We start from the raw sequence: 19700 nt of genomic DNA, 5'->3' as shown, positions 1-19700 counted from the left end.
GTGTCATGGTTCGACCCGGATCTGTTGGACAGGCTATAGCCGGGACATCGGCATAATCTACAGAATTTCGCCATTCCGTCAGATTTCATCAAAATCTGTCAGACCAATTATCGTTTGCCCACGGCCAACCCGCTTGGGTTTGGCAAGTCTTCAGAGCCCGGCTGCAAGCGAAGTCGCTCTTTTCGCGCCGATCCAACGCGCCCGGAGGCCCGGTTTCGCGTGGGAACCTTGTTCATTCCGCCTCAATGACATGATTCATATAGCTTCTGCCGATCAGTTGATTTAGCTCTTCGGGTATCGAGCGCTGTGCAGCCTGCTGAATTCAGGGAGCCCAAGCTTATGACGCCAAAGCCGAGCCTTCTTGATCAGGTAGTCTGGCCTGCGGATTTACGCGCATTGCAACCTGAACAGTTGCGGCAATTGGCTGATGAATTGCGGCAGGAAGTCATTTCCGCCGTGGGTGTCACCGGTGGTCATTTGGGATCCGGTCTGGGCGTCGTGGAATTGACCACCGCCATCCATTATGTGTTCGACACGCCAAGCGACAGGCTGGTGTGGGATGTCGGGCATCAATGCTATCCCCACAAGATCCTGACGGGCCGGCGTGACCGTATTCGGACCTTGCGGCAGGGCGGCGGACTGAGCGGTTTCACCAAGCGGGATGAAAGCCCGTACGATCCTTTCGGCGCGGCTCACAGTTCCACCTCGATCAGCGCTGCGCTGGGGTTCGCGGTCGCGAAGAAGCTGAGCGGCGAGCACGGCAAGGCGATTGCGGTCATCGGTGACGGATCGATGTCCGCAGGGATGGCCTATGAGGCGATGAACAATGCGCGTCAGGCGGGTAACCGGCTGATCGTGATCCTCAACGACAACGACATGTCGATTGCCCCGCCTGTCGGCGGATTGTCGGCCTATCTGGCGCGGCTGGCATCGAGCCGCGAATTTCTGGGCCTGCGCGATCTCGCCAAAAAGCTGGCGCGGGGGCTGCCTCGTCCGCTGCACATCGCCGCGCGCAAGACCGAATCCTTCGCGCGCGGCATGGCGATGGGGGGGACCCTGTTCGACGAATTGGGCTTCTACTATGTCGGTCCGATCGACGGTCATAATCTCGACCAGTTGATCCCGGTGCTGGAAAATGTGCGCGATGCGGCAGAGGGGCCGTGCCTTGTCCATGTCGTGACGCAAAAGGGCAAAGGCTATGCCCCGGCCGAGGCGGCGGCGGACAAGTACCATGGCGTGCAGAAGTTCGATGTCGTTACCGGCACACAGGCCAAGGCGCCACCGGGGCCGCCCAGCTACACAAGCGTTTTTGCCCAAGCGCTGATCGCCGAGGCGACACGTGACGAGCGCGTCTGCGCGATTACCGCCGCGATGCCTGCGGGTACCGGGCTCGACAAATTCGCGGAAGCTTTTCCCGATCGCGCTTTCGACGTGGGCATTGCCGAACAGCATGCCGTGACGTTCGCCGCAGGCCTGGCCGCGCAGGGCATGCGCCCGTTTTGCGCGATTTATTCCACCTTCCTGCAACGTGCCTACGATCAGGTGGTGCACGATGTGGCGATCCAGAATCTGCCCGTGCGCTTTGCGATCGACCGTGCGGGACTGGTTGGCGCGGATGGATCGACCCATGCGGGCAGTTTCGACATCACCTATCTGGCGACTTTGCCCAACATGGTGCTGATGGCGGCAGCCGACGAGGTCGAGCTGGTACACATGGTTCACACGTGCGCTGTCCATGATGAAGGCCCCATTGCCGTGCGCTATCCGCGCGGCAATGGCGTGGGCATGGAACTGCCGAAGACGCCTGAGCGGCTGGAGATCGGCAAGGGCCGCGTGGTGCGGGATGGGCGGCAGGTCGCCATCCTGTCGCTCGGCACGAGGCTGGAAGAGGCACTGAAGGCCGCAGAGGCGCTGGAGGCCAAGGGACTGTCCACCACTGTGGCCGACTTGCGCTTTGCGAAGCCGCTGGATGAAGATCTGATCCGAAAGCTGCTGGTCACGCACGAGGTTGCCGTCACCATCGAGGAGGGCTCCATCGGCGGCCTGGGCGCACATGTGCTGACGCTGGCGAGCGACCTTGGCCTGATCGATACCGGTCTGAAGATCCGCACGATGCGTCTGCCCGATATCTTCCAAAGCCAGGACAAGCCCGAGAAACAATATGCCGACGCCGGGCTCGATGCGGGGGCCATTGTTGACATGGTCCTCGGTGCGCTTGGTCAGGATGACTCAGGATTTCAATGGCACCGTGAATCCAACATTCCCTAAGCTGAAAGTCCTTGCGTGCCTTGCGCCCTGTTTGCTGGGAGCATCACCGCCCGCCAGCGACGGTGGCGTCGTGCTTACCGTCGATGTCGGCAATGTTCGCGTCAGTAAGGGCTACGTACGTGTCGCCATTTGCCCTGAGAGCCAGTTTCTGAAGGATGATTGCCCGTTCTCGGGCGAAGCGCCTGCCCGTGTCGGCGTCACCCGCGTCCTCGTTCATTCGCTGCCGCCTGGACGCTATGCCGCACAGGCCTTTCTGGACGAAAACAGCAACGGCAAGGTGGATCGGGCGCTGTTCGGCATTCCGAAGGAAGGAGTTGGGTTTTCCAACGACGCTAAAATCGTGTTGGGCCCACCCAAATTCTCGGAAGCCGCGTTCCACTTCGATGGCGCGGCGCAGATCATACATTTCAATCTGCGTTATTTCATGGGCGCCAAAGGACCGGGCGGACAGTGAAAACCTTGCGTTTCGGGCCCGCATCGCTCGTGATGGCGAGCGTTCGCCGCCCTTGGCTGACCCTTGTGCTGGGGCTCGTCGTCACCGCATTGGCGCTGTGGATCGCAGCCGATCGCATTGCCATGACGACGGATACGTCGGCTCTGATCTCCCCCAAGGTTAGCTGGCGGCAGCAGGAAGAGCGGATGGAATCCGCTTTTCCGCAACTGCGCGACAATATGCTCATCGTCGTCGATGGCGAGACGCCGGAACTGGCCGAGGACGCCGCCGCCCGGCTCTCGGCCGCACTGGGTGCGGACAAGACGCATTTTCGCCTGGTCACGCGGCCCGATGGCGGCGAATTCTTTGCCCGCGAGGGCCTGCTGTTCGGATCCGTCGAAGATGTCCGCAGTGCGACGCGGGCGATGATCGATGCACAGCCGATGCTGGGGCCGCTTGCCGCCGATCCCAGCCTGCGCGGCGTAACGGTCGCGCTTTCGACCATGCTGGACGGCGTTGACGCGGGAGAAATACCGCTCAGTCGCATCGACCGGCCGCTCCACGCACTGAGCACGGCCATCGATGGTTCGCTGAGCGGCAAGAGACCGCATTTCTCTTGGCAAAGGCTGTTTGCGGAAGACGGCAAGGGAGTGAGCCCGCCGACAAGGCGTCTGATCCTGACCCAGCCCGTCCTCGATCATGGCGCACTGATGCCCGGCGAAGCCGCCAGCGCGGCGGTGATCGCCGCCGCCGGAAAACTCTCCATCGATCACGCGCACGGCGTGCGGATCAGCCTCACCGGCGAAGTCCCGCTGGCCGATGAGGAGTTTGCCACGCTTCAGGAGAACATCGGTGTAGTCGGGGCCGTCATGTTGGGCGCGATGTTGCTGACGCTCTGGTTCGCCACCCGTTCGGTGCGGCTGGTGGCGGCGATCATGACGACCATCCTGTCCGGCCTGATTGTCACCGCTGCAATCGGATTGCTGGCGATTGGGCGCTTCAACCTGATCTCGGTGGCCTTCATCCCGCTGTTCGTCGGTCTGGGCGTCGATTTCGGGATTCAGATCTGCGTGCGTTTCAATGCGGACCGGGCAGCTGGGGCCGAACCCAAAGAGGCTTTGCGGCTGGCGGCAATGGCGCTGGGCGCGCCGCTGCTGCTGGCGGCCGGGGCTATTTTCCTCGGCTTCGGGGCGTTCCTTCCCACGGCTTATATCGGCATTGCCGAACTCGGCGTGATCGCCGGGTTGGGCATGATCGTGGCGCTGCTGTTCAGCCTGACGCTGTTGCCCGCGCTGATAATGCTGCTGCGCCCCGGCGCGCCCCGCAGCGATGTCGGCTTCAAGGCTCTCGCCCCCGTAGACAGCTTTCTGGAACGCAAGCGCCGCACCGTTCTTTGGGCTTTCGGCGCGGCGATGGCCGCGGGGATCGCGCTGCTGCCCTGGGCGGTGTTTGACTTCAATCCGCTGGACTTGCGCGACCCGAATGCGCCCGCGATGCGCGCGCTCAAGGACCTGACGCGCGATCCCGACCGCACGCCCAATGTGATCGATGTACTTGCCGCCAATCCGGCCGAAGCGCGTCAATTGTCGCAGCGCCTGGCGGCATTGCCCGAAGTGGCGCAGGTCGTTTCGCTCGACAGTTTCGTTCCGGAGCAACAGGATGAGAAGCTGGCGCGGATTCAGGATGCGTCGCTCCTGCTCGACCTGACGATCAACCCGTTCGACATCGCTCCCCCCCCCACCGACTCCGAATTGCAGCAGGCCATTGCGAGCACGGAAGCGAAGCTGCGAGACGTGATCGCCGCGCACCCCGGCCCCGAAGGGAACGAGGCGCGCCGCCTGGCAACGTCGCTAAATCGGCTGGGCTCGGCTTCGGAAGCCCAACGGGCCGCCGTTAACGACATGCTGTCCCGTCCGCTGGGTGTCATGCTCGATCAGATCAGGCAGGCACTGCAAGCCGGGCCAATCACGCGCGAGACTCTGCCGCCCGATCTCGTCCGCGATTGGGTCACGCCAACTGGTCTGGTCCGCTTGCAGGTGTTCCCGAGCGGCAATGCCAACGACAATGCCGTGATCCGCCAGTTCCGCAATGCCGTGGCCACGGTCACGCCTGCTATTTCCGGGTTGCCGGTGGCGACACAGGCTGCGGCCGGGACTGTCGCAGGTGCTTTCGTGCAGGCCGGCGTTTTGGCCTTCCTGCTGGTCAGCGTCCTATTGTTCCTTGTGCTGCGCGATGTGAAGGAGGTGGCGTTCACACTCGCGCCCGTCGTCCTTTCCATCTTCCTGACGCTGGGGAGCTGCGTGCTGATCGGCCAGCCGATCAACTTTGCCAACATCATTGCCTTTCCCCTGCTGTTCGGCGTGGGCGTGGCGTTCCATATCTATTTCGTGATGGCCTGGCGCGGCGGTGCGACCGGTTTGCTGCAATCCAGTCTGGCGCGTGCGGTCATGTTCAGCGCGCTTGCCACGGGCACTGCCTTCGGCAGCCTGTGGCTCTCCCATCATCCCGGAACCGCCAGCATGGGGAAGATCCTGATGATCTCGCTGATCTGGACGCTGATCTGTGCGCTGATCTTCGAACCCGCGCTACTCGGGCCGCCGCGCAAGAAAGCGCAGAGCGGGCTCTAATTTCGCGCGGGATCGAGTAGCGGGTCGTGCAATTCCGGGGCATCGGACGGCGCGGGCCGTGCGGTGGCGCCCGCCGGATCGTCAAGCGGATCGCCCAGTTCTGCGGGGGCGTTGCCTGCCTTCGGCTTGTGCTTGCCGCGGATCTCCTCGATCTCGGCGGCACGATTTTGGAGATAGACGGAACGCAGTGTCGCGTAAGGGTCGATCGCGTCCGCCAGCAGGGTGCGCAGTTCCGGATCGGCCTCGGCGCGTATCTCCAAACCGTCCGCCACACCGGTCGAAAGCTGATATTCCCAAGTGGAAAACGGCTTGCCGATTGCCAGCGGCAACAGACTGTCATCGGCGGCGTTGCTCAGCGCATCGCGAAGGGTCGTTGGGCCCATGAACGGTATGAACAGATAAGGCCCGGATTTGACGCCGTAAATCGCCAGCGTCGTGCCGAAGCCGTTCGGCCTGTACGGCAGATTGAAGTCCTTCGTTTTCGCCACATCGAACAGTCCGCCGATCCCCAGCGTCGTATTGATCGTGAAGCGGGCGAGGGTTTCCATCGCCTTGCCCGGTTTTGCCTGCAACAGGAAATTCACGAAAACAAAGGGTTCGGTCAGGTTGCTGATGAGGTTATGTATTCCCGAGCGGACGGGCTTGGGCACGATATGTTCGTACCCCATTGCGGCCGGCCGCCATATGGCCTTGTCCATTGCCTCGTAAATCCCGAACATCGTTCGGTTGAAACCTTCGAGCGGGTCTCTTTCGGCCCGGATTTCATCCGCTTCGATGTCGTCAGCGGGTTCCGTTGCCACTTCCTCTGCCGGATCGGGAAGGGCGTCGGTGACCGGAGCCGGATCAGCAGCCGCAGCGTCGGCCGGTATGGCCTCCGGCGCGGGCGGGGGAACCGTAACCGGCGTGTCGTCGGGCGGCGGCGAATCGGCTGGCTGCTCGACTTGAGCCACCGCATCATAGGGCAGGGAAAGATCAGCCGATGCCGCCAGCAGCGCCACCGGCATGATTAGCGGGGTGATCAAAATTTCTCGCCCTTTGCCGCTATGGCATCCATGTGGGCAACCAGCGAAGCCGCTCCGCCCTTTTGCAGCACCGACGCGAAATCGGAACGGCGTGTCGCGATCTGGCTGATCGCATTGCGATAGAACACGTCGATGATCTTCCAGTCGTTCCCGCTCTGCCGCAGGCGATAGCTGATGGCGACGGGCGCCTGTTTGGGCACATTCAGCGTCGTACGCACCAGCTTGTCACCGCCGCGCTGCTGCACTTGCGGGTCCATGGTGAAGCTTTCGCCCGACCAACTGTCGAAATTGCGGGCATATTGGGAAATGGTCATACGCCGGAAACTGCGCGTCAGTGCCTGCTGGTCGGCGGCATTCAGCGACGTCCATGCCGGCCCGACGGCCAGCCGCGTCATCAGCGGCAGGTCGAACGCCCGGTCCAGAGCGGGGCCAAGCGCGGCCGTTCGCGTCTGCACGGTGCCGCCCGCCTTCATCACCCGGATCAGATCGTCGTTCAACTGCTGAACGGTGGCCCGCGCCGGATCGACGGCCTGCGCGCTGGCAATGGAAGGGGTAAGCGACAACAACAGGCCAAGCGTTAATATTGGATGGCGCATGCATTAACTCCATCAATGGCAGCTCGCTATCCCCTCTGCGGGGACCGTGGTGCACCATCATCTGTCTACATGGCAAGAACCAGCTGCATTCCCGTCTCACTTCTTTACTTTTAAATACAATGCCGCTGCCTCTTTCCTCGGCGACGTTTAACCAGTATCAGGGAGGCGATGCCAAGCCCGTCAGGGCCAATCCCATAAGGGAGATGTCGGTGGTAGCGGATAGTCCGAATTCCAACGTAGGCGAACCGTTGCAGATAGTGCTCGCCAACCCGCGCGGCTTTTGCGCGGGTGTTACGCGGGCCATCGAAATCGTCGAACGCGCGCTCGAACGCTACGGCGCGCCGGTCTATGTCCGGCACGAGATCGTCCACAACAAACATGTTGTCGATCAATTGCGGAGCAAGGGCGCGGTTTTCGTGGACGAACTGTCCGAAATCCCGTCCGGTGCCATGACGATCTTCAGCGCGCACGGCGTTGCCCGCACGGTTGAAGATGAGGCGCGGGAACGCAACCTGCCGACCATCGACGCGACGTGTCCATTGGTGACCAAAGTCCATTTTCAGGGCCGCCGTTACGCCAAGGCCGGGCGAACGCTGGTCCTGATCGGCCACCCCGGCCATGCCGAGGTGATTGGCACGATGGGCCAGATCGAGGCGCCGATCCACCTCGTCTCCACGCCCGAAGATGTCATGGCGCTGCCGCTGGGCGAGGATGTTCCGCTGGCTTACGTCACGCAGACCACGCTCAGCATCGACGATACGCGCAGCGTGATTGCCGCGCTGCATGAACGCTTCGTCGATGTGGCCGGGCCCGAGGTCAGCGATATCTGTTATGCCACGCAAAACCGCCAGACGGCGGTGCGCGAACTGGCCTCGATCAGCGACCTGCTGCTGGTTGTCGGCGCGCGCAACAGTTCCAATTCGATGCGGTTGCGGGAAATCGGCACGGAAATGGGCGTGGAAAGCCACCTTATCGACGATGGCAGCGCCATCGATCCGCAATGGCTGGATAATGTGCGGACGGTGGGCATTACCGCCGGCGCATCCGCGCCCGACGAACTGATCGACAGTGTGATCACTGCTCTCAGCGCGCTTCGCCCGGTTGCGGTTTCCGAACTGGAGGGGGTGAAGGAAACCATCCAGTTCCGCCTGCCCCCTGCGCTACGCTACCCGGCCGCCCCGGCCGCGGAATAGGAGACTTTCATGGGCCTGCCCTTGTCTCAGGTGGCGCGCATCGGCGCCTATACGCTCAGCCGGCACATCCGGGGCGGGAAGTATCCGCTGGTGCTGATGCTGGAACCGCTGCTTCGCTGCAACCTCGCCTGCCCCGGTTGCGGCAAGATCGATTATCCCGACGCCATTCTCAATCAGCGCCTCAGCTACGATCAGTGCATGGAGGCGATCGAGGAATGCGGCGCGCCTGCAGTGTCCATCGCGGGCGGCGAACCGCTGCTCCACCGGGACATGCCGCGTATTGTGGAAGGCTTCATTGCACGCAAGAAGCTGGTGATCCTGTGCACCAACGCCCTGTTGCTCAAGAAGAAGATCGGCGATTATCGGCCTTCGCCTTTCTTCACATGGTCGATCCATCTCGATGGCGACAGGCAGATGCACGACGAAGCCGTCGATCTGGACGGCACTTACGACGTCGCGATTGAGGCCATTCACCTCGCGAAATCCAAGGGATTTCGCGTGCAGGTGAACTGCACAGTGTTTGAAGGCGCGGATCCCGCGCGGCTCGCGGCCTTTTTCGACCAGATGGAGACCCTTGGCGTCGAAATCACCGTTTCGCCTGGCTATGCCTATGAACGAGCGGCGGATCAGGAACACTTCCTCAACCGCGAACGCACCAAAAAGTTCTTCCGCAATGTCTTCAGCCGGGGGCAGGGCGGTAAGGCCTGGACGTTCACCAACTCGCCGCTATTCCTCGATTTTCTGGCCGGCAACCAGACCTACGAATGCACTCCCTGGTCGATGCCGCTGCGCACAGTCTTCGGCTGGCAAAAGCCGTGCTATCTGGTGGGCGAAGGCTATGTCGATAGCTTCCGGGAACTGATGGAAGGCACCGATTGGGAGCAATACGGTGTCGGCAAGTACGAAAAATGCGCCAATTGCATGACGCATTGCGGTTTTGAGGGGACGGCCGCCACCGATGCGATCCGCCATCCGCTCAAGATGCTGTCGCTTGCGCGCAAGGGTGTGCGCACGGAAGGGGACATGGCACCCGATATCGACCTTTCGCACCAGAGGCCTGCAGATCAGGTCTATTCGTCCCACGTCGAACGGGAACTGGCGAAGATCAAGGCTGCCGATCCCGCTGCGGCAAAGCATGTCGCGGGCAGGGGCTGAGTCGCCTTACGCCAGATCGAGACGATCGAACCCCGCACGGATAAGCGTGTCAAAAGCGTCCGACAGGCGGCGTAGCGCCTGATCGGTCTGCCGCCCGGTATGAAGAAGCGCTGGTAGTTGGCCGGGGCGGCGCGCAAGCGAAAGCAGCACCGCGCCCAGCGCCAGACCGCCATCGGGACGCATCCCGACTAACGCTGCGGGCGGCAGGTCATCCTCGGCACAATCGGCAATCACGCGGATCGCCGCGAAGGGCAGTTGCCTGCGCATGGCAACCCTCCGGGCGATATGGCTTTCCATGTCGGCGGCAATGGCGCCGCTCTGCCGGGCCAAATCCCGCTTTCCGGCAGCGGTCGCTACAATCGTGTCGCTGCCGCAGATCGCGCCGGAAATCGCGTGGGGCAAGTCTTGCCGCAAGCGATCGACCAGCGTGCTGTCCCCATCGACGATAAGATCGCCCGATCGCAATGCCCGAGACAGTGCGCCCGCAATGCCGCAGGACAGGATGATGCCGGGATGGGTTTCGGCAAGATCGTCCAGTTCCCGCTCCAATCGCGCCGAGTCGCCCCCGCCTGCCACCACGAACACATTGCGGCCGGGCAGGTCGAAAAGGCGCGCCTCGCGCTTCAGTCCGCAGGCGATCAGCAGCGTCACATTCCGGCCGTGACGCGGCGCGCGTTGGAGCGCTTGAGATTGCGGTAGCGGGCCATCGCCAAGAGCGGGAAATACTTGGGATAGCCGTGATAGCGGAGGTAGAACACGCGCGGAAAGCCGCCGCCGGTATAGTGTTCCTGCCCCCAGAGGCCGTCCGCATCCTGATTGTCCATCAGCCATGCCGCCCCGCGTTCGACAGCGTCGCTGTCCACGTCGCCTGCGGCCATCAGGCCCAGCATGGCCCAGGCCGTTTGCGAGGCGGTGGACGGAGCCGGGACGTGCCCCTTGCGGTCCAGCGCATAGCTGTCGCAACTCTCTCCCCACCCGCCGTCCGCGTTCTGGATCCGTTTGAGCCACCGCGCCGCTGTGTCCACGGCCGGATCTGCGGCGTCCAGTCCCGCCGCATTCAGGGCGCAGAGCACCGACCACGTGCCGTAGATATGATTGACGCCCCAGCGGCCGAACCAGCTCCCCTCCGGTTCCTGTTCCCGGCGCAGATAATCCAGCGCGGCGGCCATGCGCGGGCTGTCCAATGGCTCGCCCAGTTGTGCCAGCATCGATACGCAGCGCGCCGATACGTCGGCGGTCGGCGGGTCGAGCAGCGCGCCGTGGTCGGCAAAGGGCAGGTTGTTGAGATAGTCGTAGGCGTTGTCGGCGTCGAAGGCGCCCCAGCCGCCGTTTATCGACTGAAGTCCAACCGTCCATTCGACGCCCCGGTCGATCGGCATGCGATCCGCGACTTGCGCGCGGTCCATGGCCATGACCACGACGGCAGTGTCATCCAAGTCGGGATAGTGGTCATTATTGTACTGGAACGCCCAGCCGCCGGGGCGCACGCCGGGCCGTTCTTCCGCCCAGTCACCGGCGACATCGAGTATCTGGCGTGGTTTCAGCCAGTCGAGCGCGGCTTCCGCCCGCGCAGCATTCGTTTCCCCGCCCGCTTCCATCATCGCATGGCAGGCAAGGGCGGTGTCCCACACCGGCGAGACACAAGGCTGGCAATAGGCCTCCTCCTCACCGATCACGAGCAAGTTTTCTACGGACTTGCGGGCGATGGCGCGATGTGGGTGATCTTCAGCATAGCCCATCAGTTCGAACATCATCACGCCGTTCGCCATGGCCGGATAGATGGCGCCCAGACCATCCTCGCCATTGAGGCGCTCGCTCACCCATGCGACGCAGGTGTCGATGGCGCGCTGCCGCAGTTTATGCGGCCAGAGCCCATCGCCCAGCTTCAGCAATCGGTCCAGCGTATTGAAGCCCGTCGTCCAGAGCCATTTGGGATCGGCGGCCTGCGTCTGCCGCGAGGCGGCCTTGCCGGTGTAGAGTTCGTCGACCTTGATGCCCTTGGCGTTTCGTGCGGCCGGCTTTCGCGCGCAGAGCACCAGTAGCGGGACGACCACGGTCCGCGCCCAATAGGACATCTTGGACAAGTGGATCGGAAACCAGCGCGGCAGCAGGATCAGTTCGGGTGGCAGCGTCGGCACTGCGGACCATGGCCCGGCGTCGAACAGCGCGAGCTGGATGCGGGTGAAGACATTGGCCGCTTCCGCTCCACCCGCCGACAGTATCGCAGCACGGGCGCGGGCCATGTGCGGGGAGTCTACATCGTCCCCGATCATCTTGAGCGCATAATAGGCCTTGATGCTGGCGCTGACGTCGAAGGGTCCGGCATGAAACAGGCCCCAGCCATGATGCTCGCCGGACTGGATGCGGCGCAGATAGCGCGCGATCTTCGCTTCCAGCAGGGTATCGACGGGCTCGCCCAGATAATGTCGCAGCAGCACGTATTCGGCCGGAATCGTGCAGTCCGCCTCCAGTTCGAACACCCAATGCCCGTCCGGCCTCTGCACTTTGGCAAGGGCAGCAGCGGCGCGGTCGACCGCCGCATCGATATCAACCAGCGACGGATGGGATGCGGAAAGCGTCGCCATGGAGGTCTCCTATGCTCCGACCCGTTCGATGACCCGTCGCGCCGCCGTTTCGCCGGAGCGGATGGCGCCCTCTATCGTGGCGGGCAGCCCGGTCTGCGTCCAGTCGCCTGCGAGGAACAGGTTGCGAAAGGCCGTTCTGGCGCCGGGACGGCGGGCATCTTGCTCCGGCGTGGCGGAAAAGGTTGCGCGCTTTTCTTTCACGATCTGCCAGCGCGGCATGGGCGCCGAAGAGCGATAGGCAGACTGGATATCGTCCCAGAACCGCTGGGCCAAGGCGTCGCGCTCCATGTCCACCAGACCATCGGCGGCCGAAACCGTGACGGAAATGCGATCCGGAAAGGCGAAGAGCCACTGTGCCGTGCCGCCCAACACGCCGAGCATCGGCGGAGCGTCGGCAGGCGGTGCCACGGCGAAATGTGCGTTGACGATAGCGTGGAAGGCGTCGGGCACGGTCAGTCCCGGCAGGAGCGTCGCCGCGACGGTCGGCGGCACGGCAAGCACTATCGCTTCATCCTCTTGCACCGCTTCCGGATCCTGCCCCCAGTCCAGTGCCGCGACCCGGTTGCCGTCCACCGCGATACCCCGGAGACGGCGACCCAGCGTGACCGACGCCCCTTGCGAAGCGAGCCAGCCCAGCGCCGGATCGATGAAAGCGGCGGCCAGACTGGGATGGGCAATGCGCGGCAGGCTCGCTCGTCCGCCGCGCAGCAGCGATTCGCGCATGACGGCGGCCGTCAGCTTTGCCGATCCCTTCGCGGCAGGCGTGTTGAGAATGGCCAGCAGCACCGGATCGAGCACTCGGGACCACAGCGTACCGGTGGCGTGGATCCGGTCACTCACGGTTTCTTCACCGTGGCCGGAAAGCAGTTTGCCGAGAGCCAGATAGTCTCTCAGCTCCGTGCCCGGCACGCGTCGGTTGCGGGAGAGAACCCACCAGGGCACGGTGCCGTCATTGATGCGAACCGTCCAGCGCTCGTCACGGGTGAGGTCCACGAAGGGGAAATCCGCATGATCGGGCCCGGACAGTGGCTCGTCGGCGCCCACTCTTTCGCGAAAGCGGCGCACTGCATCGTTTCCGGCCAGCACCAGATGATTGCCGTTGTCGATCGTCAGGCCGATCTGCGGATCGTGATAGGAGCGGCAGCGACCCCCGGCCTGCGCCGCGGCTTCGATCACGCGCACGGTCACGCCCGCTTCGGTCAGCCGAACGGCGGCGGAAAGGCCCGCGAGACCGGCCCCAACAACAATCGCCCGTCCAGCCTTCACCCCGTCACCAACAGCCGCGCCACGGTCAGGATCAGTCGGACCTTGTTGGTGCGCACGCGTGTTCGCGGCGGCGCCCAGCCGGCCAGAAGCATCTGCCTGAGCAGCCGTGCATAGGCGCTCTCCATTAGTCGGGGCGCAAGCAGCAGGCCGCGCGGCCGAGAGGCGAGCAGCCGCCCCGCCTCGTCGAAATGCCGCTGGGCATGGGCCGCCAGCCAGCGGCCGGCCGGATCCATGCGCGGATCGGCTGCGACCTGTTGCGGTGAGGTCGGCACGATCCCCGCTGCCGCCAGCGCCTCGGCCGGAATATAGACGCGGCCGATGGCGGCATCCTCGTCTATGTCGCGCAGGATATTGGTCAGCTGCAACGCCCGGCCCAGGTGGTGGGCCAAGGCGAGGCCCGGTTCCCGCTCCATGCCGAAAATGCGCACGGACAGCCGCCCCACGGCGGAGGCGACGCGGTCGCAATAGAGATCCAGCTCCGCTTCGCTGGGCCAGCATATGTCGCGCTCCACATCCATCGCCATGCCGTCGATCACCGCTTCGAAGTCCCGGCGATCAAGGTCGAAGCGATCCACGCCTGAGGCCAGGAAATTGGCCTGTCCGGCATCGCGCCCGGCATAGAGCGCGTCGAGATCGCGGCGCCATTGGTCCAGCTGGCGTGCTCGTGAAGCGCGGTCGCCGTGCTGGTCGTCGGCAATGTCGTCGACGATCCGGCAGAAGTCGTAGACTGCAAAAATGGCGCTCCGTTCGACTTTGGGCAGCACGCGCATGCCCGCGTAGAATGAGCTGCGCGAGGCGCCGTTCGCCATGGCCGCCTCGCTCATGCGGGCCGCCGCAGCAAAGCGGGGAGGGCGGCCCCGGCGGCCAGGAACAGCGCTTCGACTTTGCCGTGATGCACGCGCTCGCTCAGCGGATCACGGGCTTCCAGACGGTATGTCAGGCTGCGGGCGAGCCGGTGGATCACCGCCACTTCTGCCGTCAGTCGCCGGTCGCGGACATGCGCTGCAAAGTCCGCCGATTGATCGAGCAAGCCGCGCGTCCGGCGGGCCAGATCGGCGATGATGGCGCGCAGGCCTTGGCTTGCCTTGCTCGCGCCCAGTTCAGCCACGTCCAGTCCAGTGTCGAGCGGAATATAGACTCGGTCGAGCATACGATAATCCTTGCCGCAGTCCTGAAGGTGGTTGACGATCTGCAAAGCCGCGCACAGCGCATCGTTCTTGGGCCAGAGCTGCCTGTCCTCGCCATGAACGTCGAGCACGAACCGCCCGACCGGCATTGCCGAATAGCGGCAATAGCCGATAAGATCGTCCCAATCGGCATAGCGCGTTACACTGACGTCGCGGACGAAGGCATCCAGCAGGTCGTGCGCGTGGATCGGATCGAGTCTCCGCGCCGCCATGGCCTCTCGCAATGCCATGGCTTCCGGTGCGCCGTCGCCGTCCAGCCCGGTGCGCATGCGGGCGAGCAGGGCCAGCTTTTCCTCTGGCGCGGCGGAAGGGTGGTCGGCAATATCGTCCGCAGCCCGGGCGAAGCGGTAGAAGGCCATGATCGGCGGGCGATACTCCGCCTTGACCAGCAGGCTGGCGACGGGGAAATTCTCGCCGCGATGGTCCTTGCCGGACGACAACGTGCCCGATGCCTGAATGGCCGCATCCATCAGCTTTTCGCTCCTGCTTGCGCTCGGCCCTTCCACATGCCTCCCCGCCCGCGTGCATGTTGCCAGGCCGAAAGCAAGGTGCATCCCGCATAGAAGGCGGCGATTGCCGGCAAGGCGAGTCCCCAAAGCGGGCTGCGACGATAGAAGCGCAGCACCGGCTGAAAAGACAAGGCCATGGCCATCCACGCTGCCAGTCCCAGCCAGTCCGCCAGCCCATGGCCGAACAGGGCGAGGAGGGGCGGTACGCCGTATACCAGCAGCAATCCCGCCAGCGTAGCGCCCAGCAGCCAGGGCGAATAGCGCAGTTGGGCATAGGCCGAGCGCGAGATCATCGCGGCGACGGAAGCAAAATCCTCATAGGGCCGAATGCTGACGGAACGGTCGGTCAGGCCCAGCCAGACCGGCCCCTGCCGCTTGAGCAGCGTGCCCAGCGTGCAATCGTCGATCAGCGCCCCCCGGATCGCGCCGATGCCGCCCGCCTGCTCCAGCGCCGCGCGCCGCACGAGCATGCAGCCGCCCGCCGCCGCGCCGAGCTTTCCCGGCCGGTTCACCTGACCGAACGGATAGAGCATCTGAAAGAAGAACACGAAGGCAGGCACCAGCATCCGTTCGGCAAAGGTCTCGCAGCGCAGCCGGGCCATCAGGCTGACCAGTGACAGGCGGTTCGCCTCGCCCCGCGTCACCAGCGTGCGCAAGGTGTCCGGAGCATGGGCAATGTCTGCATCGGTGAGCCAGAGCCAGACAGGCGCGGTTCCTGCCTTTTCGATGCCCTGTTGCAAGGCCCAGAGCTTGCCGGTCCACCCCTGCGCCAGCGGTTTGCCGGTCAGCACCTCGACCCGATCCGATCCCAGTGCGCGGGCCACGGCGCCAGTGCCGTCACTGCTGGAATCGTCGACCAGCAGGATGCGGAAACGCCCGGGATAGTCCTGCGCGATAAGGCTGCCGAGGGAGCGGGCCATGACGTCTGCCTCGTCGCGGGCGGGCACGACTGCCGTCACGTCGGGCCACTGCGAGGGTGGAGGCGGCAAGTGCCTGTCGTCCCGCTCCCGCGTCATCCAGAAGCCATCACGGCCCAGCAGCAGGCCCAGCCATATCGCCAGCACAGCGATGCCCAGACCTGTTGCCGGATCGGGGGCGATCATCGGATCATCTCCGCCTGCCGGAACCAGTTCATGGCGTCGCCGATCGCCTGCTGCCAAGGCCGCGCGGAATAGCCCAGCTCGCGCTCGGCCTTGGCCGAACTGAAGAACATCCGGTGCCTGCCCATACGCAGCGAATCCATGGTGAGGAACGGTTCGCCGCCGCCGGACAGCCGCGCAACGCACTCGTTAGCCCAGGCCAGCGGCATCAGCGGCGCGCGCGGCAGACGCACGCGGGGCGGCTTGCGTCCGAGACGGATCGCGATTTCGGCCAGAATGTCGCCCAGCATCACGTCCTGCCCGCCAAGGATATAGCGTTCGCCGATCTTGCCTTTCTCCAGCGCCAGAACATGCCCTTCGGCCACGTCGTCGACATGGGCAAGGTTGAGGCCGGAATCGATATAGGCGGGCATCCTGCCCAGCGCGGCTTCGACAATGATCCTCCCGGTAGGCGTGGGACGGACATCGCGTGGGCCTATGGGGGTGGATGGCTGGACGATCACGGCGGGGAGGCCCTGTTCGGCCACCATCCGTTCCACCAGCCGCTCGGCCACCACTTTGCTGCGCTTGTAGGCGCCGATCGCTTCGGAGGGGGCTGCCACGGCCCGTTCGTCCACCGCACCGCTGTCCGAAGGTTTGAGCGTGGCGACGCTGCTGGTGTAGACGATCCGGGGCACCCCGGCCTTCAGCGCTGCCTGCATGACGCTTTGCGTGCCGGACAGATTGTTGCGGACGATCTCCTCCGGATCGGGCGCCCAAAGCCTGTAGTCTGCCGCGACGTGGAACAGGGTGTCGACGCCCTGCATCGCGCGCTCCATGGCAGCAGCGTCGCGCAGATCGCCTTCGACCAGTTCACCGGGAAAACCAGCGAGGTTCACGCGGGAACTCTCGGCGCGGGCAAGGCCGCGCAGCCGGAATCCACGGCTGGAGAGCGCCCGGGCAACTGCCGAGCCAACGAAGCCTGAAACGCCGGTAACGAGGGTCAATCGATTGGATTCAGACATTTTCCGGCCGAACATCCGAATGGTTGCCGACAGACTATGCTATTCCTATTCCCGTGAAGCGAACTGGCAAGTATCTTCTTTGAGTTTCCGAATGTTTTCATCATGCCGTGCTCGGCTGACGAAGGAAGCGAATGACGGTTCTGACCATCATGATGTCCGCTGTCGGATGGATCCTGCTGCTGATGGCGGGGATCGGCGCGGCCTATTTGGCGGCTGCGACCTTCGCGCTGGACCGGTTCTTGCGGGCTGCGGAAACGCCGGTGCCGGGCAGCGAGGCGGTTACGATCCTGAAGCCGCTCTATGGCCGGGAACCGCGCCTTCTGGAAAACCTCGCGAGCTTCGTCGAACAGGATCACGACGGCAGGATTCAGATCCTGTGCGGCGTGCAGCGGCCCGATGATCCCGCAATTGAAACCGTCAGAGCGCTTCAGGCTCGCTTTCCGGAGGCTCGCATCGACCTTGTCGTGGATGGCACTCGTCACGGGCCCAACGGGAAAATCTCGAACCTCGTGAACATGATGGGCCATGCGGCGCATGATACCCTGGTCCTCAGCGACAGCGACATGGCGGTGGAGCGCGATTATCTGTCCCGGCTGCTCCCGGCTCTCCGTCACCCAGAAACCGGCGCCGTCACCTGCCTCTATCGCGGGCGGGGGGATGGCGGCTTCTGGTCCCGACTGGCCGCTGCGGGAAGCAGCTATCAGTTTCTGCCCAACCTCGTCTTCGCGAAAACCCGTGGCATGGCGGCGCCCTGCATGGGATCGACCATCGCCCTCCGGCGCGAGACGCTGGATGCGATCGGCGGATTTGCCCGCTTCGCCGACGTGCTGGCCGACGATCACGCCATGGGGCAAGCGATCGCGCGGCTTGGCCTTTCGGTAGACGTTCCCCCCATGGTGCTGACCCACGCCTTCACCGATGCCCGGTTTCGCGAGGTGTGGCGGCACGAACTGCGCTGGGCGGCGACGGTGCGCGGCATAGCCCCGGCCGGTTATGCCGGATCGTTCATCACCGTCCCGTTCCCGCTGGCCCTGATGGCGCTGCCCTTTCATCCAGTCCCCGGACTGGTGGCCGTGGTTGGGACGGCCCTTGTGCGGCTCTGCACGAAGCGGGTGGTCGATCGTCACACAGATGCCAGTTCCGCGCCATTCTGGTCCTTGCCGCTGCGTGACATATTGAGTTTCGCGATTTTTCTTGCCAGCTTCTTCGTCCGCTCTGTTGATTGGCGCGGAACGGCGCTTAATATGGTAGGTCAAGGGCGCGTCACGGTTTCTTCGGAGATTGCCAGGACATGAAGTCTACGCTTTTTCTTCAAGCCCCCTCCTTCGACGGGTATGACGGCGGCGCCGGCGCGCGGTACCAGATGAAGCGCGAGGTGAAGTCCTTCTGGTATCCCACCTGGCTGGCGCAGCCCGCCGCGATGGTAGAGGGTTCGAAGCTGATCGATGCCCCCGCGCACGATCTGTCGTGGGACGATATCGCGCATGAGGTGGATGGCCGAGATCTGGTGATCCTGCACACCTCCACCCCCAGCTTCAATCAGGACGTGCGCACCGCCGAACTGATCAAGGCGCGTAATCCCAAGGCGCTGATCGGCATGATCGGCGCCAAGGTGGCAGTCGAAAGCGAAAAGGCGCTGGCCGCCAGCACCGCGATCGATTTCGTCTGCCGCAACGAATTCGACTTCACGATCGTCGATGTCGCGAACGGCATGCCGCTGCGCGAAGTGGACGGGATTTCGTGGCGCGATGCCGATGGGTCTATCGTCCACAACCGGGACCGCAAGGTGCTGGAAGACATGGATTCGCTGCCATTCGTCTCGCCGATCTACAAGCGCGACCTGACGATAGAGAAGTACTTCGGCGGCTATCTGAAGCACCCTTACGTCAGCTTCTACACGGGTCGCGGCTGCAAGAGCCGCTGCACCTTCTGTCTTTGGCCGCAGACCGTGGGCGGGCACAATTACCGCACCCGCTCGATCGCGCATGTGATCGAGGAAGTGAAGTACGTGATGGAGAATATCCCCCAGACCAAGGAGATATTCTTCGACGACGACACGCTGACCGACAACGCCCCTCGCGTGGAGGAATTGGCCGTCGCGCTGGGCAAGCTGGGCTTCGGCAAGCCGGGTTTCCCGATGAGCTGGAGCTGCAACGCCAAGGCCAACGTCCCGCGCAAGACGCTGGAAGTTCTGAAGGCCAACGGGTTGCGCCTGCTGCTGGTCGGCTATGAAAGCGGCAACCAGCAGATCCTGCACAATATCAAGAAGGGCCTGCGCGTCGATGTCGCGCGGCAATTCACCAAAGACTGCCACGAACTGGGCATCGTCATCCACGGCACTTTCATCCTCGGCCTTCCCGGTGAGACGGAGGAAACGATCGAGGAAACGATCAACTACGCCAAGGAGATCGACCCGCACACGATTCAGGTCTCGCTGGCGGCGCCCTATCCGGGCACGTTCCTTTACAAGCAGGCGATGGACAACGGCTGGTTCGACGGCACCGATCACCTGCTGACCGATGGCGGCAACCAGATCGCGCAATTGAGCTACGAGCATCTGCCCGCGCCGGTGATCTTCGACAAGGTGGAGGAGTTCTACAAGCGCTTCTACTTCCGCCCGTCCAAGATTGGATCGATCGTGTGGGAAATGGTGCGCGACTGGGACATGATGAAACGCCGTCTGCGCGAAGGCGTTGAATTCTTCGATTTCCTGCGCCGCCGCAAGGTGGTCGCGTGATGCGTAGACCCATCTCAG

At 63.8% G+C, this 19700-nt stretch carries 16 protein-coding genes; 7 read left to right on the top strand and 9 right to left on the bottom strand.

The genetic code is table 11. The features are described from left to right. Window positions 1-339 precede the first annotated feature (339 nt). Genes dxs through EDF56_RS20675 form a run of 3 tightly spaced genes read left to right on the top strand, consistent with a single transcriptional unit; the run spans window position 340 to window position 5328 of the window. The gene (dxs, locus tag EDF56_RS20685; protein ID WP_132391099.1) at window positions 340-2268 is read left to right on the top strand and encodes a 1-deoxy-D-xylulose-5-phosphate synthase; all 1929 of its coding nucleotides are present in this window, start codon (window positions 340-342) and stop codon (window positions 2266-2268) included. Continuing rightward, window positions 2225-2722 carry a DUF2141 domain-containing protein gene (locus EDF56_RS20680; RefSeq protein WP_132391098.1) on the top strand — a complete coding sequence of 166 codons (498 nt, stop codon included), beginning with the start codon at window positions 2225-2227 and terminating at the stop codon, window positions 2720-2722. The genes dxs and EDF56_RS20680 overlap by 44 nt, the downstream gene beginning before the upstream one ends. Before the next feature lie 32 nt (window positions 2723-2754). Continuing rightward, the gene (locus EDF56_RS20675; protein ID WP_132391270.1) at window positions 2755-5328 is read left to right on the top strand and encodes an MMPL family transporter; all 2574 of its coding nucleotides are present in this window, start codon (window positions 2755-2757) and stop codon (window positions 5326-5328) included. On the opposite strand, the gene EDF56_RS20670 is transcribed toward EDF56_RS20675, so the two are convergent. Further along, window positions 5325-6332, bottom strand: a complete 1008-nt coding sequence (locus EDF56_RS20670) for a VacJ family lipoprotein (protein ID WP_132391096.1) — start codon at window positions 6330-6332, stop codon at window positions 5325-5327. The two genes, EDF56_RS20675 and EDF56_RS20670, sit on opposite strands and share 4 nt — an antisense overlap. A gap of 14 nt (window positions 6333-6346) precedes the next feature. Further along, window positions 6347-6946 (bottom strand): ABC transporter substrate-binding protein, encoded by a 600-nt coding sequence (locus EDF56_RS20665; RefSeq protein ID WP_132391094.1) that lies wholly within the window; start codon window positions 6944-6946, stop codon window positions 6347-6349. Window positions 6947-7149: 203 nt separating this feature from the next. Here EDF56_RS20665 and ispH point away from each other — a divergent pair, with 203 nt between their 5' ends. Both ispH and hpnH read left to right on the top strand, forming a co-directional pair. Next, window positions 7150-8139, top strand: a complete 990-nt coding sequence (gene ispH / locus EDF56_RS20660; RefSeq protein ID WP_132391092.1) for a 4-hydroxy-3-methylbut-2-enyl diphosphate reductase — start codon at window positions 7150-7152, stop codon at window positions 8137-8139. A 9-nt stretch (window positions 8140-8148) separates the two neighbouring features. Continuing rightward, complete coding sequence (hpnH, locus tag EDF56_RS20655; RefSeq protein ID WP_132391090.1) at window positions 8149-9294, top strand: adenosyl-hopene transferase HpnH; 1146 nt, start codon at window positions 8149-8151, stop codon at window positions 9292-9294. 6 nt (window positions 9295-9300) lie between these two features. Here the strand turns inward: hpnH and EDF56_RS20650 are convergent, their stop codons facing one another. The 7 genes from EDF56_RS20650 to hpnA are packed head-to-tail and all read right to left on the bottom strand — an operon-like array spanning window position 9301 to window position 16945. Next, window positions 9301-9945, bottom strand: a complete 645-nt coding sequence (locus EDF56_RS20650) for a phosphorylase (protein WP_132391088.1) — start codon at window positions 9943-9945, stop codon at window positions 9301-9303. Next, window positions 9942-11879: a squalene--hopene cyclase gene (gene shc / locus EDF56_RS20645; protein WP_132391086.1), complete on the bottom strand. Its 1938-nt coding sequence runs from the start codon at window positions 11877-11879 to the stop codon at window positions 9942-9944. Before shc ends, EDF56_RS20650 begins: the two co-directional genes overlap by 4 nt. 9 nt (window positions 11880-11888) lie before the next feature. Then, window positions 11889-13145, bottom strand: a complete 1257-nt coding sequence (gene hpnE, locus EDF56_RS20640) for a hydroxysqualene dehydroxylase HpnE (RefSeq protein ID WP_132391084.1) — start codon at window positions 13143-13145, stop codon at window positions 11889-11891. Beyond that, window positions 13142-13969 carry a presqualene diphosphate synthase HpnD gene (gene hpnD, locus EDF56_RS20635; protein ID WP_132391082.1) on the bottom strand — a complete coding sequence of 276 codons (828 nt, stop codon included), beginning with the start codon at window positions 13967-13969 and terminating at the stop codon, window positions 13142-13144. Before hpnD ends, hpnE begins: the two co-directional genes overlap by 4 nt. Then, on the bottom strand, window positions 13966-14802 hold the full coding sequence (gene hpnC, locus EDF56_RS20630) for a squalene synthase HpnC (protein WP_132391080.1): 837 nt from the start codon (window positions 14800-14802) through the stop codon (window positions 13966-13968). The genes hpnD and hpnC overlap by 4 nt, the downstream gene beginning before the upstream one ends. After that, window positions 14802-15944: a glycosyltransferase gene (locus EDF56_RS20625; RefSeq protein WP_132391078.1), complete on the bottom strand. Its 1143-nt coding sequence runs from the start codon at window positions 15942-15944 to the stop codon at window positions 14802-14804. Before EDF56_RS20625 ends, hpnC begins: the two co-directional genes overlap by 1 nt. Then, complete coding sequence (hpnA, locus tag EDF56_RS20620; protein WP_132391076.1) at window positions 15941-16945, bottom strand: hopanoid-associated sugar epimerase; 1005 nt, start codon at window positions 16943-16945, stop codon at window positions 15941-15943. The genes EDF56_RS20625 and hpnA overlap by 4 nt, the downstream gene beginning before the upstream one ends. Before the next feature lie 131 nt (window positions 16946-17076). Here hpnA and hpnI point away from each other — a divergent pair, with 131 nt between their 5' ends. Together hpnI and hpnJ are read left to right on the top strand one after the other, a co-directional pair. Then, window positions 17077-18240, top strand: a complete 1164-nt coding sequence (gene hpnI / locus EDF56_RS20615; protein WP_132391074.1) for a bacteriohopanetetrol glucosamine biosynthesis glycosyltransferase HpnI — start codon at window positions 17077-17079, stop codon at window positions 18238-18240. Next, window positions 18237-19682 carry a hopanoid biosynthesis associated radical SAM protein HpnJ gene (gene hpnJ / locus EDF56_RS20610; RefSeq protein WP_132391072.1) on the top strand — a complete coding sequence of 482 codons (1446 nt, stop codon included), beginning with the start codon at window positions 18237-18239 and terminating at the stop codon, window positions 19680-19682. Before hpnI ends, hpnJ begins: the two co-directional genes overlap by 4 nt. Window positions 19683-19700: the final 18 nt, after the last annotated feature.

Source organism: Novosphingobium sp. PhB165, from assembly GCF_004341845.1.
Taxonomy (GTDB): domain Bacteria; phylum Pseudomonadota; class Alphaproteobacteria; order Sphingomonadales; family Sphingomonadaceae; genus Novosphingobium.
This window is presented reverse-complemented; position numbering and strand designations above follow the sequence as displayed.

Coding starts and splice junctions, on each gene's coding strand:
- dxs (WP_132391099.1), top strand. CDS start 340: ATGACGCCAAAGCCGAGCCTTCTTGATCAGGTAGTCTGGCCTGCGGAT.
- EDF56_RS20680 (WP_132391098.1), top strand. CDS start 2,225: ATGACTCAGGATTTCAATGGCACCGTGAATCCAACATTCCCTAAGCTG.
- EDF56_RS20675 (WP_132391270.1), top strand. CDS start 2,755: ATGGCGAGCGTTCGCCGCCCTTGGCTGACCCTTGTGCTGGGGCTCGTC.
- EDF56_RS20670 (WP_132391096.1), bottom strand. CDS start 6,332: ATGCCGGTGGCGCTGCTGGCGGCATCGGCTGATCTTTCCCTGCCCTAT.
- EDF56_RS20665 (WP_132391094.1), bottom strand. CDS start 6,946: ATGCGCCATCCAATATTAACGCTTGGCCTGTTGTTGTCGCTTACCCCT.
- ispH (WP_132391092.1), top strand. CDS start 7,150: ATGTCGGTGGTAGCGGATAGTCCGAATTCCAACGTAGGCGAACCGTTG.
- hpnH (WP_132391090.1), top strand. CDS start 8,149: ATGGGCCTGCCCTTGTCTCAGGTGGCGCGCATCGGCGCCTATACGCTC.
- shc (WP_132391086.1), bottom strand. CDS start 11,879: ATGGCGACGCTTTCCGCATCCCATCCGTCGCTGGTTGATATCGATGCG.
- hpnD (WP_132391082.1), bottom strand. CDS start 13,969: ATGAGCGAGGCGGCCATGGCGAACGGCGCCTCGCGCAGCTCATTCTAC.
- hpnC (WP_132391080.1), bottom strand. CDS start 14,802: ATGGATGCGGCCATTCAGGCATCGGGCACGTTGTCGTCCGGCAAGGAC.
- EDF56_RS20625 (WP_132391078.1), bottom strand. CDS start 15,944: ATGATCGCCCCCGATCCGGCAACAGGTCTGGGCATCGCTGTGCTGGCG.
- hpnA (WP_132391076.1), bottom strand. CDS start 16,945: ATGTCTGAATCCAATCGATTGACCCTCGTTACCGGCGTTTCAGGCTTC.
- hpnI (WP_132391074.1), top strand. CDS start 17,077: ATGACGGTTCTGACCATCATGATGTCCGCTGTCGGATGGATCCTGCTG.
- hpnJ (WP_132391072.1), top strand. CDS start 18,237: ATGAAGTCTACGCTTTTTCTTCAAGCCCCCTCCTTCGACGGGTATGAC.